The sequence below is a fragment of the Rhodobacter viridis genome (assembly GCF_003217355.1).
GTDB classification, from domain to species: Bacteria; Pseudomonadota; Alphaproteobacteria; order Rhodobacterales; family Rhodobacteraceae; genus Rhodobacter; species Rhodobacter viridis.
This window is the reverse complement of record NZ_QJTK01000001.1, coordinates 580,990-593,648: the sequence shown is the minus strand read 5'-3', so window position 1 is coordinate 593,648 and position 12,659 is coordinate 580,990. Positions and strand designations below refer to the sequence as shown.

At 66.8% G+C, this 12,659-nt stretch carries 12 protein-coding genes and 1 tRNA gene; 7 read left to right on the top strand and 6 right to left on the bottom strand.

What is annotated here, in order from left to right:
- Positions 1–277: 277 nt before the first annotated feature.
- From ubiV to ubiT, 3 genes are read right to left on the bottom strand one after another with little or no spacing between them, the layout of a single operon-like run.
- Complete coding sequence (gene ubiV / locus C8J30_RS02845; protein WP_110804300.1) at positions 278–1,180, bottom strand: ubiquinone anaerobic biosynthesis protein UbiV; 903 nt, start codon at positions 1,178–1,180, stop codon at positions 278–280.
- A 16-nt stretch (positions 1,181–1,196) separates the two neighbouring features.
- A complete protein-coding gene (ubiU, locus tag C8J30_RS02840; protein WP_110804178.1) occupies positions 1,197–2,174 on the bottom strand; it encodes a ubiquinone anaerobic biosynthesis protein UbiU in 978 nt (325 codons plus the stop codon).
- Positions 2,174–2,722 (bottom strand): ubiquinone anaerobic biosynthesis accessory factor UbiT, encoded by a 549-nt coding sequence (ubiT, locus tag C8J30_RS02835; protein WP_110804177.1) that lies wholly within the window; start codon positions 2,720–2,722, stop codon positions 2,174–2,176. Before ubiT ends, ubiU begins: the two co-directional genes overlap by 1 nt.
- A 138-nt stretch (positions 2,723–2,860) precedes the next feature.
- Here ubiT and C8J30_RS02830 point away from each other — a divergent pair, with 138 nt between their 5' ends.
- Positions 2,861–4,372 carry a UbiD family decarboxylase gene (locus C8J30_RS02830; RefSeq protein ID WP_110804176.1) on the top strand — a complete coding sequence of 504 codons (1,512 nt, stop codon included), beginning with the start codon at positions 2,861–2,863 and terminating at the stop codon, positions 4,370–4,372.
- Positions 4,369–4,932 (top strand): UbiX family flavin prenyltransferase, encoded by a 564-nt coding sequence (locus tag C8J30_RS02825; RefSeq protein WP_110804175.1) that lies wholly within the window; start codon positions 4,369–4,371, stop codon positions 4,930–4,932. Before C8J30_RS02830 ends, C8J30_RS02825 begins: the two co-directional genes overlap by 4 nt.
- Here C8J30_RS02825 and C8J30_RS02820 read toward each other — a convergent pair.
- Entirely contained in the window at positions 4,914–6,107 is a 1,194-nt protein-coding gene (locus C8J30_RS02820) for an NnrS family protein (protein WP_110804174.1), read from the bottom strand. The genes C8J30_RS02825 and C8J30_RS02820 overlap by 19 nt on opposite strands.
- A gap of 163 nt (positions 6,108–6,270) precedes the next feature.
- Between C8J30_RS02820 and C8J30_RS02815 the strand changes: the two genes are divergently transcribed.
- Positions 6,271–7,224 (top strand): acyltransferase family protein, encoded by a 954-nt coding sequence (locus C8J30_RS02815; RefSeq protein WP_181420745.1) that lies wholly within the window; start codon positions 6,271–6,273, stop codon positions 7,222–7,224.
- Positions 7,225–7,455: 231 nt separating this feature from the next.
- On the opposite strand, the gene C8J30_RS02810 is transcribed toward C8J30_RS02815, so the two are convergent.
- Positions 7,456–8,370 carry a hydrogen peroxide-inducible genes activator gene (locus tag C8J30_RS02810; RefSeq protein WP_110804173.1) on the bottom strand — a complete coding sequence of 305 codons (915 nt, stop codon included), beginning with the start codon at positions 8,368–8,370 and terminating at the stop codon, positions 7,456–7,458.
- 94 nt (positions 8,371–8,464) lie between these two features.
- Between C8J30_RS02810 and katG the strand changes: the two genes are divergently transcribed.
- Positions 8,465–10,633, top strand: coding sequence for a catalase/peroxidase HPI (katG, locus tag C8J30_RS02805; protein ID WP_110804172.1), 2,169 nt, complete (start codon positions 8,465–8,467; stop codon positions 10,631–10,633).
- Positions 10,634–10,808: 175 nt separating this feature from the next.
- Entirely contained in the window at positions 10,809–11,015 is a 207-nt protein-coding gene (locus C8J30_RS02800) for a DUF3329 domain-containing protein (protein ID WP_146227852.1), read from the top strand.
- Positions 11,016–11,198: 183 nt separating this feature from the next.
- Here the strand turns inward: C8J30_RS02800 and C8J30_RS02795 are convergent.
- Positions 11,199–11,288 (bottom strand) — tRNA-Ser (locus tag C8J30_RS02795).
- 292 nt (positions 11,289–11,580) lie between these two features.
- Here C8J30_RS02795 and C8J30_RS02790 point away from each other — a divergent pair.
- The gene (locus tag C8J30_RS02790; RefSeq protein WP_110804170.1) at positions 11,581–12,027 is read left to right on the top strand and encodes an Lrp/AsnC family transcriptional regulator; all 447 of its coding nucleotides are present in this window, start codon (positions 11,581–11,583) and stop codon (positions 12,025–12,027) included.
- A 1-nt stretch (position 12,028) separates the two neighbouring features.
- Positions 12,029–12,655: a LysE family translocator gene (locus C8J30_RS02785; protein WP_110804169.1), complete on the top strand. Its 627-nt coding sequence runs from the start codon at positions 12,029–12,031 to the stop codon at positions 12,653–12,655.
- The last annotated feature ends 4 nt before the right edge of the window (positions 12,656–12,659 follow it).

The following is a 12,659-nucleotide window of genomic DNA, read 5'->3' as shown; positions in this document are numbered from 1 at the left end:
TGTGCAAAGCTGTGCATGATTTGGATCATTTCGAAAAAGATGTGCGCGGGGGGATTTTGCGGCTGAAATGGCAGGGTCGGGCGGATCAGGAAAAGCATCGCTTTTCCCCGCCCGTCGCGACCACGGTCCCGCAAGACCGTTTCCCCAAGCGCGCGAGAGGCCAGCGCCCGCCATGGGCGGGGCGGGCGCTTGCCGAGGGCCTTTGGGCCCCCGGCGGTCAGGGGGAAATGTTGCGCATGGCCGCGTCACTTGCCGCGGCCAAGACAGGCTTGGGCGATCAGGCCGAAATCGGGTGCTGCCAGTCCGAGCCCGACGGCCCATCGAGGAAGCCATCGGCAAAGCGGCCGCCGGGGGCCTCGGGCAGCAGTTTCGCCACCAGATCCGCGGGCGAGATCTTGCCCGCCAGACGATCCGCATAGCCCTGACAGAGTGCGTTGAAATCGCCCGTCTGCGGCGAGAGCCGCAGCGTCGAAACGCCCGCCTCGGCCAGAGCCTCGGTGTAATAGGCCGCGCAGCCCGTGGCGGCAGAGAGCGTCTGCACTCCGTTCACCGACAGGAAGGCCTGACCGTCAAGCGTATCGACCTCGCGCCCGTCCAGATCGACGCCGCAGATGAACTGGCAGTTGTCCTTGGCCCGGTCATGCAGCCGCGCATGATAGCAGCGCGCCGACATGGCAAGCGGCAGACGCCCGTGGCCCCAGACCTCGACCGCGACGCCCGCATCCTTGCCCGCCTTGCACAGCGCGGCAATCGACTTCAGCGGCAGTTCCGGCGGCAGACAGATCCGCGTCGCGCCCTTGCGGGCGAGATAGGCGAGCGTGCCCTCGTTGTAGACGTTCACCAGCGGGCCGACCCAGAACGGCGTGCCTTCGGGAATGTGCTTGAGCGCGGTGATATCGTTGATCTCGACCGGCAGACCCATGTCGAACAGGTCTTTCGTCTTGCCGCGTTCGCGGTTGAGCGTGATCAGGCCAAGCGTGGACAGCGCCACTTCCTTGCCCGCATCCTTCAGCGTCGCAACGATCAGCGGGATGTCATGTTCCCAAAACGGCAGCCGTTTCGAGCAGACCACCTCGCCCACCACGACCCGGGCCACCGGCGCCGCGCGCAGGCGTTCGTAAAACCCGCGCGTCGCATCGGTGGTCCAGAAAAACAGGTTGGCGCCAACCGTGAGGTCCATCGTCATCTTCAAATCCTCAACGCCAGGTCTTCGCATAGGCCCCGGCCGTGGCCTGTTGGCCCTCGGTCAGGCGGGCCAGTTCGGCCAGCGGCAGCTCGCGGCCCTCGGCCAGCGCATCGGTCGCGGCGCGGAAGGCGCGCACGACTTCGGCCACATAGGCGCGCGAGCGCTGCCGCCCCTCGATCTTCAGCGCGGTCACCCCCGCTTGCGCCAGCGCCGGGATCAGGTGGCGGGCGTCAAGGCTCACCGGATCTTCGAACACATGGCCGGTCTGCTCGCCCGAGGTGAAGCAGCCCTTGCAGAGCGTCGGATAGGGCGCGGGCTGTTCCTTGGGGGTGCGGTGAATGGTGAAGCCGCCAAGCTTCGCCGCCAGATCCGGGCCTTCCTCGGCATAGACGACGTGGCTTGCGGGCGAGCAGACGCCGTTCATGTTCGGCGAAAGCCCCGTGGCATAGGACGAGAGCGCACAGCGCCCCTCGGCCATGACGCACAGACCGCCGAAAACAAAGGCTTCCGTCTCGACGTCGATTTCCTTGTTGATCGCGGCAATCTCCTGCACGGTCAGCACGCGCGGCAGAACAACCCGTTTCACATCAAAGGCTTCGGCGTAGAAGTTGATGGCATCCGGGTTCGCGGCGGCAGCCTGCACCGACAGGTGACGGCGCAGCTTCGGATGGTTCGTCGCCGCGTAGTCCAGAAGCCCGATATCGGCGAGGATCACCGCATCGACGCCCGCGGATTCCGCATCGGCCAGACGCTTGTGCCACAGCCCCTCGGCGCCCGCGCGCGGGAAGGTGTTCAGCGCGACCAGAACCTTGGCGCCGCGCTTGTGGGCCCCGGCCACGGCGGCCGTCAGCTCCTCGGTCGAGAAGTTCAGCCCCGGGAAGTTGCGCGCGTTCGTCTCGTCCGAGAACCCGCAATAGACGGCATGCGCCCCGGCCTCGACGGCTGCACGCAGTGCAGCAGGCGTTCCCGCGGGGCAAACAAGTTCCATCATGTCCAGTCTCCTGCCAGCGTATCGACGCGGTGCAACACCACGCCCGACCCCTTTTCGGCGAGGGTCACCGCCTGTTGCACGAAGGGTTTCAGCGGGCCCGCCATCTCGGCCAGTTCGGCCGCAAGGTCAAGTTCCGCATCGTCGATCGCATTGCGCAGCGCGACCACGGCCGAGGTATCCCCCTCGACCACCAGATCGCGCGAAAAGAACAGGGCATCGCCGTCATAGGCGCCGTGCATCATGCCAAGGAAAGCCGCGATCGGCCCGGCAATCCGCGCTTCCGCCATCGGCGGCTTGCGATGCGCGCTGACCTTCACCCCGCCAGACCGCAGATCAAGAAGCAGCATGAACGGCAGATCGGTCGGGTCGAGCAGGAAGCGGCATTCGCGATATTGGCCGAGCCGGGCGAACAGCCCCGGATGGCGTGTGGCAATCCGTCGCGCCAGCATCGACAGCGTCACCGAGAGCGGCGCAAGCGGCAAGGGCCGCATCGCCCGGCCCATCAGGCTTGGCAGGCGGGGAATCGTCTGGTCATGATCGGACATGGCGCTCCTTTCGTCGGGCGGGAAGGCCCCCCCGTTAGATGGGCTGCTTTAACGCGGCTCACAATGCGGCAACTTGATCAATATCAAACCTCTCTTTAACCGGGGATGGTAGCGGACCGACAGAACTCCGGAGATATCATGCGCAGCCTGCCCGTTTTCACCGACCTGCGGTCCTTCCTCGACTGGACGAAATCGAAGGGCGACCTGCGCGCGATTCCCGAACCTGTGCAGACCGATCTGCAAATGTCGGCCGTGCATCGCGCGGTACTGGAGCAGGGCGGGCCGGTGCTGCGCTTCGAGGCGCCGGTGCTGCCCTCGGGCCAGCGTTCGCCGATTCCGGTCGTGACGAATCTTTTCGGCACGACCGACCGGGTGGCGGCGGGGCTGGGGCTGACGCTCGATCAGGTGCCGGAGCTGGGTCAGTTTCTGGCGGACCTCAAATCCCCCGCGCCGGTGGAGGGCATGCGCGATGCGTTCAGCCGCCTGCCGATGCTGAAGGCGGCGCTCTCGACGCGGGTCAATATCTCGAAAAAAGGCCCGGTGCAGGATGTGGTGCTGGAGCCGGGCAAGGGGCTGAACCTGGAAGACGTGCCGGTGCAGAAGCTCTGGCCCGGCGATGGCGGGCGGCTCTTCACCTGGCCCGTCGTCATCACGCGGCCGCATGGCACCGCCGCCGATGCGGTGATGAGCTACAATCTGGGTATCTACCGGGCCCAGCTGCATGGGCCGGAAAGCATCATCATGCGCTGGCTTGCCCATCGTGGCGGCGCGGCGCATCACCGGTCGTGGCTCGCCGCGGGGCAGCCGATGCCGGTCGCGATGGTGCTCGGCGCCGATCCGGCCACGCTGCTTTCGGCCGCACTGCCGCTGCCGGAAACGGTGTCCGAACTCACCTTCTCGGGCGTGCTGCGCGGCGCCCGCAGCCATCTGGTGCCCGCGAAGACCGTGCCGCTGATGGTCCCCGCCGAGGCCGAAATGGTGATCGAGGGCTGGATTCACCCCAATGACACCGCGCCCGAAGGCCCCTTCGGCGATCACACCGGTTACTATAACTCGGTCGAGCCCTTCCCGGTGCTGCGCGTCTCGGCGCTGACGCATCGCAAGGACCCGATTTACCTCTCGACCTATACCGGCCGCCCGCCGGACGAGCCCGCGATCATCGGCGAGGTGTTCAACCAACTCGCCATGCCGGTCTTCCGCCAGCAGATCCCGGAAATCCGTGACCTGTTCCTGCCGCCCGCCGCCTGTTCTTACCGCATCGCGGTGGTGCAGATCGCCAAGCGCTACCCCGGTCAGGCGAAGCGGGTGATGATGGCGCTGTGGGGGATGCTGGCGCAGTTCAGCTATACGAAGATGATCATCGTCGTCGATGAAGACATCGACCCGCGCAACTGGGATGACATCGCCTGGGCGATGGCGACGCGGATGGACCCGGCGCGCGATACCGTCATTCTGGACCGCACGCCGATGGATTATCTCGATTTCGCCTCGCCGCTGGAAGGCTTGGCGGGCAAGATCGGCATCGATGCGACGAACAAGATCGGCACCGAGACCACGCGCGAATGGGGCACGGTGATGAAGATGCGCCCCGAGGATACGGCCTTTGCCGAAACGCTGCTCAAGCGCCATTTCCCCGGCGGTGTGAAATGACGGCCCGCGTCGTTTTGGGCGTCTCGGGCGCCTCGGGGGCGCTTCTGGCGCTCGCCGTGGGCGAGGCGCTGGTCAAGGTCGGCGCCGAGATTGATCTGGTCGTCTCTTCCGCCGCGAAGCTGACCTTCGCGACCGAGGCCGATGCGGGCGCCCTGGAGCGGCTGCAAGGGATGGCGGCGCATGTCCACGCCATCGGTAATGTCGGCGCGGCGATTGCGTCCGGCTCCTGCCCGGTGACGGGGATGATCATTGCGCCCTGTTCGATGCGCTCGCTCGCTGCTGTCGCGCATGGGCTTGATGATAACCTGCTGACGCGGGCGGCCTCGGTGCAACTGAAGGAACGCCGTCCGCTGATCCTGATGGCGCGCGAGGCGCCGCTGACGCTGGCGCATCTGCGCAACATGACGGCGGTGACGGAAATGGGCGGCATCATCCTGCCGCCCGTGCCCGCGTTTTACCTGAAACCCCAGACTGCCGAGGAGATCGCGGCGCAGATCGGGGCAAGGGCCGTCGATCTGCTCCGCCTGGGTCCGGCACAGGCTCAGGCCTGGTCGCCCTGAACCGGGATCTTCGGGCCATGGCCCAAGGGCCGCGCGCCGGGCGTGCCGGGTTGCAGCTTCTCGCCCGTCAGCGACGGCCAAAGCCCGACCAGCATCGCGCCATAGGCCGCAACGAAGAGCAGCGCCGAGGCGATCAGCGCCATCGGCTCCGAGCTTGACGCCCGCAGCCCCGCTGCCGCGATCAGCAGCAGCCCCGCGGCTTTCAGCGGCAGCGTCGCGACCGAGCGACGGCCCGATTGCCCAAGGCTCATCTTGATCATCACCGCGCTCGACAGCCCCGCCACGGCGCCGATGGCGAGCAGGTGCACGGCGCCCGGATAGATTTCCATCGACATAACCCCCGCAAGGCCCATCGCGTAAAGCCCGGTGCCAAGGCACAAAAAGCCAAGGTGGAAGCCCGAGATCAGCGCGTCATTCTTGAAGGCCCAGCCATTGCGCCAGCCCATCGCACGGAACAGGTTCGTCGCCCCGGCAAGCACCATCACGGCGCCAAAGGCGCGCGGCGGCAAGAAGGCCGCGGGCACGCAGAAGGCGGTGAAGATCGGCCCCCAGGTGTCGAGCCCGCTGGGCCGCGGCAGGGCGGTCTCGCCCTTGTGCACCATCGCGTTGCGCGTCAGCCCTTGGGTCAGCTTGCCGCCAAAGGCCGCGTTCATCGTCGCACAGGCCATCAGCCCCGCCATCGCGCCCTTCGGCGCGAGCCCCGGTGCCATGCCCATCCAATCCAGATGCATGACCAGGTCCGAGACCCAGTGCAGCGCGAAAATCCCCAGATAGCTCAGCGTTTCGAGCTTCTTCAGTCGCGCCACGGGCCAGGCCATCTTCGCCATCACGATGACGCCAAAGCCAAGATCGATCAGCGCCACCACGGGCGCCGGGATGAAGGCCGAAAAGGCGATCGCCAGACGACCGGCGAGCCACAGCGCGGCAAGCACCGGGAAGTAAACGCCCTGCAGCGATTTCGGCGCCGAGGCGAGGAAGATCCCTGCCAGAACCGCGCCGCCATAGCCGAAGATCATCTCATGCGCGTGCCAGTCGATCGGCATCGCCCGGGTGGGCAAAAGCCCCTCGGTCAGGCCCGCGCCGATCCAATGGCCCCAAAGCGCCATAGCCAGGATCGCGAACAGGATCGCGGCAAGGTAGAAGGTGCGGTGACCCTCGCGGAAGATGCGGGACATGGGGTGGCTCCTTGGTCTTTGGCCTTTCGTGCCTGCACCATCGCCTTTTCGCAAGCCCCGTGGCAGGCGGCACGTTGGCTCACCCGTGCGGTGTGACGCGGCACACTTGAATGTGATGGGCCGGAAGGCTAGGGCAGGGCGACGCAGCAGACCCGAGGCAAAGATGACCGCTTCCGCCCCGCAAACCCAGCGCCTGATCGGGCTTGATCTGCTCAAGCTGTTTCTGGCGCTTCTGGTGGTGACGATCCACGCGAACCCGTTTCGCGGCGTGAATGACGAGGCGATGTGGGCGCTTGGCAATGGTCTCGCCCGGATCGGGGTTCCGGCCTTCTTCGTTGTCGCGGGCTACACCTTCCGCCCCGAAGTGCCCGGGCGCTCGGTGAAGCTGATGCTGCGCTATCTGAAACTGCATTTCCTCTGGCTGGCGATCTATCTGCCCGCCTGGTGGCAGACGGTCTGGGACCACGGGCTGATCGAATATGGGAAGTTCTGGGTCTTCGGCTATTGGCATCTGTGGTTTCTGGTCGGGCTGGCGATGGCGGTGGGCCTGTCGCAGCTGGTCTGGCGGTTTTCCGACCGGACGATCTGGGCGATTGCGATCGCGGTGCTTCTGGCGGGCTTCGCGCTGCAATGGGCGATCGGCTTTTACCTCCTGCCGCGCGGCTTTTGGCCCGATGCGAAGAACGGCGTGCTGATGGGTTTTCCGTTCTATCTGATCGGCTACATGAGCAAGCGCAGCGGCCTTGTCGCGCGCATCCCGCTGCGGGTGGCGTTCTGGGGCTCGTTGATCGGCCTCCTGTCGGTCGTGGGCGAATCCGAGCTGATGAAGGCCTTGGGGGGCGAGCATCCCTTGGCGCCCGAGACGCTGCTGACCGCCGCCGTCACCGGGCCTTTGCTGGTGGCGCTTGGCGTCAAGGCGCAGGGCTTTCCCGGCTGGCTGGTGCGGCTTCCCATCGGCACGCTTTCGGCCGGGATCTACTTCCTCCATGTGGGCATCGTGATCTGGCTGAACCATTTCACCCTGCCGCGGGTCGAGGTCTATCTGATCGCCGTCACCGGGGCCTCGCTGATCACGCTCGGGCTGATCCGGACGGGATTGGACAAGAAGCTGTTTTGAGCGCGCTTCCTTGACCGAGGCCATTGCCGAGGTCACGCGATGCATTGGCCCCGTGACCGCCGAGGGCCCAAAGGCACTCGGCCAGCGCCCGCCCCGCCCATGGCGGGCGCTTCTCGCCCGCCGGGACGGGCGCCGGCCTCTCGCGGGCTTGGGGAAACGGTCTTGCGATCTGCGTCGCGCTGCGGGCGGGGAAACGCGCTGCGTTTCCTGATCCGCCCGACCCCGAGGGCCTCATACCCCCTTGGACTGATCCCGCAGCGCCGTGCCGACCTTGGCGATCACCGCCGCCACCTCGGTCAGCTGCGCGGCCAAGGGCGACGACCGCCGCCACACCATCCCCACCCGCCGCGCGGGCGCGGGCGCGGCAAGCCGTGCCACCGACACCGGGGCCGAGCGCGTCTCGACCGGCAGCGCGATTTCCGGCAGCAGCGTCACCCCGATCCCGGCGCCCACCATCTGCGTCAGCGTCGCCAGGGACGACCCCTCCATCACCGTGCGCGGGGTCACGCCGCCGACCTTGCAGAATTCGAGCGCCTGATCGCGGAAGCAATGGCCTTCCTCCAGCAGCAAAAGCCGCATCTTCGGCAGCGCCTCGGCCGAGGGGACGGGCTTGCCCGCATCCGCCGCAGGGCGCACCAGTACGAAATCCTCGGTGAACAAGGGCTCTGACGCCAGCGAGGGCTCGGAGACCGGCAGCGCCAGGATCGCGGCATCGAGCTGCGCCTCGGTCAGCGCCGCGACCAGCTTGCCCGTCACCGCCTCGCGCGGCGCGACTTCCAACCCCGGATGGCTGCGCGCCAACCCCGCGACGAGCGCGGGCAACAGATAGGGCGCGATCGTCGGAATGACGCCCAGCCGCAACCGCCCCGAGAGCGGCCCCTGCGCCGCGCGGGAAAGATCGCCAAGCTCGTCCACCGCGCGCAGGATCGCGCGCACCCGCGGCACCAGCACCGCCCCAAGCGCCGTCAGATGCACCCGACCCGACCCGCGCTCGAAGAGCGCCGCGCCCATCGTCTCCTCCATCTCGCGGATCTGCACCGACAAAGCGGGCTGCGAGATCGCACAATCCTCCGCCGCGCGACCGAAATGCCCGGTCCGCGCAAGCGCGTCGAAATAGCGAAGCTGTTTCATCGAGAGATTGATCATAGGAAAAAACTATCGCGACCTTCGGATAATGCAATTGGAATTTATCATCACCGCCGCTTAACCTTCTTGCAGACAGCAACCTAGGGAGATCAGAATGAACGGCAGCGAAGGCAAGACCGGCAAATGCCCGGTGATGCATGGGGCGGTGACGGCTGCGGGGGTCTCGAACACCAGTTGGTGGCCGAATGCGCTCAACCTCGACATCCTGCATCAGCATGACACCAAGGGGAACCCGTTGAAAGGGTTCGATTATCGCAAAGCGGTCAAGGGGCTCGACGTGGCGGCGCTGCGCGCCGATCTGCACGCGCTCATGACGGACAGCCAGCCTTGGTGGCCAGCGGATTGGGGTCATTACGGCGGGCTGATGATCCGCATGGCCTGGCACGCGGCGGGCAGCTACCGCGCGGCGGACGGGCGCGGCGGCGGCAATACCGGCAACCAGCGCTTTGCACCGCTGAATTCCTGGCCCGACAATGTCAGCCTCGACAAGGCCCGCAGGCTTCTGTGGCCGATCAAGAAGAAATACGGCAATGCCGTCAGTTGGGCCGATCTGATCCTGTTTGCGGGCACGGTGGCTTACGAGTCGATGGGGCTGAAGACCTTCGGTTTCGGCTTTGGCCGCGAAGATATCTGGGCGCCGGAGAAGGACGTCTACTGGGGCGCGGAAGAGGAATGGCTGGCGCCCTCGGACGGTCGCTATGGCGATCTGACGAAGCCCGAGACGATGGAAAACCCCTTGGCCGCGGTGCAGATGGGGCTGATCTATGTGAACCCCGAAGGCGTGAACGGCCAGCCCGATCCGGCCCGCACCGCGCTGCATATCCGCGAGACCTTCGCGCGGATGGGGATGGACGACGCGGAAACCGTGGCGCTGACCGCGGGCGGCCATACGGTCGGCAAGGCGCATGGCAATGGCGACGCGAAGGCGCTCGGGCCTGACCCCGAGGCCGCCGATGTCACCGATCAGGGTCTTGGCTGGGCGAACCCGCATATGGGCGGCAAGGCGGCGCAGGCCGTCACCTCGGGGATCGAGGGCGCCTGGACGACGCATCCGACGCGCTGGGACATGGGCTATTTCGAGATGCTCTTCGGCCATGACTGGGAGCTGACGAAATCCCCCGCGGGGGCCTGGCAGTGGAAGCCGGTGACGATTGCGGAGAGTGACAAGCCGCTCGATGCGACCGATCTGACCACCCGCCACGATCCGCTGATGACCGATGCCGACATGGCGATGAAGGTCGATCCGATCTACAATGCGATCTGCCAGACCTTCATCGCGGACCCCGCGGCCTTCGATGATGCCTTTGCCCGCGCCTGGTTCAAGCTTCTGCACCGCGACATGGGGCCGAAGGCGCGTTACATCGGCCCCGACGTCCCGGCTGAGGATCTGATCTGGCAAGACCCGGTGCCGCTTGGCCCGACCGGCTGGGATGTGGCCGCGGTGAAGGCAAAGATCGCCGCCGCGGGGCTGTCGGTCGGTGATCTGGTGGCGACGGCTTGGGATTCGGCGCGGACCTTCCGGCAGTCGGATTATCGCGGTGGTGCGAATGGCGCCCGCATCCGGCTCGCGCCGCAAAAGGACTGGGCGGGCAACGAGCCCGAACGTCTGGCCCGTGTGCTGTCGGTTCTGGAACCGATCGCGGCGGGGGCAGGGGCTTCGGTCGCCGATGTGATCGTGCTCGCGGGCAATGTCGGTGTCGAACGGGCGGCGACAGCGGCCGGTTTCGCGCTGGAGGTGCCCTTCACGCCGGGCCGCGGCGACGCGACCGAGGCGATGACCGACGGCCCCAGTTTCGACGTGCTCGAACCCGTGCATGACGGCTTCCGCAACTGGCTGAAGGCGGATTTCGCCGTCTCGCCCGAGGAGCTGCTGCTGGACCGCGCGCAGCTGATGGGGCTGACCGCGCCCGAGATGACCGCGCTTCTGGGCGGTCTGCGGGTGCTGGGCGCCAATCACGGCGGCACTCCGCAGGGCGTCTTTACCGATCGGCCGGGCGAGCTTTCGACCGATTTCTTCGTCACGCTCACCGACATGGGGCTGAGCTGGCACAAGGTCGCGGTCGGCTACGAGCTGCGCGACCGGGCGACCGGCGCGGTCAAGCACACCGCCAGCCGCGTCGATCTGGTCTTCGGCTCGAACGCGATCCTGCGCGCCTATGCCGAGCTTTACGCGCAAGACGACAATGCGGGCCTGTTTGTGACCGATTTCGTCGCCGCCTGGGTCAAGGTGATGCAGGCCGACCGCTTCGATCTGCTGGCCTGAGCCGCCCGGAGCCTGGCGTTACTCCCGAAAGGCCCCGCACCTCGCGCGGGGCCTTTTGGCGCGTCGGGGGCGGCATCGCGTGCCATTGACTTTGCGCCCTCCTTGGCAAAGTTTGCCCGCGCGGGGCGCAAAGGGCACTCCGCGATCTGCAACCCACCCGAGGGAGGGCCCATCCTTGGCCATTTTCGATCATCCCATGCTGCGCCCGCTGCCGATGCGGCTTTTGCCCGTGATCTTCCTCGTCGGCTGGGCCGTGTTCGAGGCGGTGTTCCTGGGCGGCATCCTGTGGCCGGTCCTGTTCATCGGCGCTGCGGCCTATTGCTACTATGTGCTGATCCACACCTACACGCCCCCGGCCGAGAAGGCGTCGAAAGACGCCTGACGCCGCGCACGGCCTGTGACGAAAGCCGAACCCGGCCCTGCACCCGCAGGACCGGGTTTTCTCATGGGGGGGAGGGTCCGGAGGCGCGAGACCTTGCCGCAGAGAACATGCGATTTGGGCGCATAACTTGCGTCGCGAAAGCGCTTGTGATGTCCTGAGGAACGACGGAACCACTTGGATAAGTGGCGGAGAGGGAGGGATTCGAACCCTCGGACCCCTTGCAGGGTCAACGGTTTTCGAGACCGCCGCAATCGACCACTCTGCCACCTCTCCGCATCAGGGGTCGTCGTGAGGCGGGGGTTTAACGTGAGCCTCCGGGGGGCGCAACCGGTTTTTTCATCCTCGGGCAAACTTTTTCATCACCGCCACGGAGGCCCCTTTCCCGCGGTCAAAAACAACCGTGCTGCAGGGGCTTTCCTGCGGGAAACCGGATGTCATGCGGTCGGGCGGTGGGGGCAAGCGCGGCAGCCGGACGATGTCCGGCGGGTGAAAAACATCCGTTGCAATTAAGCGCGCATCGGCGATGATCCGGTCGAAGGGCTATTTGAGCGGATGAATCGCGGTGATGGACGAGATCGACAGAAAGATTTGCGCCCTTCTGGGCGAGGATGCGCGGCAGTCGATGGCGCAGCTAGGGGCGCGGGTGGGGCTCTCGCCCTCGGCGGTCAATGATCGGCTGCGGCGGTTGATCGAGCGCGGCGTGCTGCGCCGGACGCTCGCCGATGTCGATCCCGAGGCGGTGGGCCTGCCCGTTGCCGCCTTCGTCTGGATCGCGCTGGCCGAGGGCATCGACGAGGCTGCCTTTCGCGCCGCCATCGCCGACAATACCGCCGTCACCGCCTGTCATCATGTCACCGGGGGCTGGTCCTATCTGGTGCAGATCCGTGTTGCCTCGCTCGTCGCGGTCGAGGCGTTTCTGGTCGCGCTGAAGCGCGCGGGCTGGATCGCGCGGACCGAAACCATGCTGGCGCTCTCGACCGTGGTCGAGCCGCCGTTTCGCTACAGGAGATAGAATGGACGCGCTGGTGCTGTTCGGAAAAGGGCTGTTCATAGGGCTGGCGATCGCCGCGCCGATCGGGCCGATGGGGGCCTTGTGCATCCAGCGCACGCTGGCGCGCGGCTTCTGGGCGGGTGTCGCGGGCGGTTTGGGCACGGCGCTGGCCGATCTGACCTTCGCCACCGGGGCCGCGGTCGGCTTTGCCGTCTTCAAGGATCTGGTCGAGCGCATCGCGCTGCCCCTGGGCCTGATCGGCGGGGCCTTCCTGATGTATCTCGCCTGGAGCGGCTGGCCGCGGGGGGGCGCAGGGGCCGAGCCTGCCGCGGCGCGGGCGCCCGAGACGCGGGGGCTTTTGCGCACGACGATCGTCACCTATGGGCTGACGATCACCAACCCGCCGACGATCCTTTTGTTTGCCGCGATCTTTGCCGGGTTGGGGCTGGCGCAGACCGGATCGGGGCTGGCCATCGTGGCGCTGGTTTTGGGGGTGTTTCTGGGCTCGATCGGCTGGTGGGCGTTCTTGTCGGGCCTTGTCGCGGCGCTGCACCACCGGCTGCCGCCCGCTTTCGCGCTGTGGACCGGGCGGGTGTCGAGCCTGACGATGGCGGGCTTTGGCCTTTGGGCCTTTGCCTCGATCCTCTGACGGT

Bases quoted from the DNA above. Each gene is read 5' to 3' on its own strand.
- C8J30_RS02830 (WP_110804176.1), top strand. From the start codon at position 2,861: ATGCGCAGCCTGCCCGTTTTCACCGACCTGCGGTCCTTCCTCGACTGG.
- C8J30_RS02825 (WP_110804175.1), top strand. From the start codon at position 4,369: ATGACGGCCCGCGTCGTTTTGGGCGTCTCGGGCGCCTCGGGGGCGCTT.
- C8J30_RS02790 (WP_110804170.1), top strand. From the start codon at position 11,581: ATGGACGAGATCGACAGAAAGATTTGCGCCCTTCTGGGCGAGGATGCG.
- ubiU (WP_110804178.1), bottom strand. From the start codon at position 2,174: ATGGAACTTGTTTGCCCCGCGGGAACGCCTGCTGCACTGCGTGCAGCC.
- C8J30_RS02815 (WP_181420745.1), top strand. From the start codon at position 6,271: ATGACCGCTTCCGCCCCGCAAACCCAGCGCCTGATCGGGCTTGATCTG.
- C8J30_RS02820 (WP_110804174.1), bottom strand. From the start codon at position 6,107: ATGTCCCGCATCTTCCGCGAGGGTCACCGCACCTTCTACCTTGCCGCG.
- ubiT (WP_110804177.1), bottom strand. From the start codon at position 2,722: ATGTCCGATCATGACCAGACGATTCCCCGCCTGCCAAGCCTGATGGGC.
- C8J30_RS02810 (WP_110804173.1), bottom strand. From the start codon at position 8,370: ATGATCAATCTCTCGATGAAACAGCTTCGCTATTTCGACGCGCTTGCG.
- ubiV (WP_110804300.1), bottom strand. From the start codon at position 1,180: ATGGACCTCACGGTTGGCGCCAACCTGTTTTTCTGGACCACCGATGCG.
- C8J30_RS02785 (WP_110804169.1), top strand. From the start codon at position 12,029: ATGGACGCGCTGGTGCTGTTCGGAAAAGGGCTGTTCATAGGGCTGGCG.
- katG (WP_110804172.1), top strand. From the start codon at position 8,465: ATGAACGGCAGCGAAGGCAAGACCGGCAAATGCCCGGTGATGCATGGG.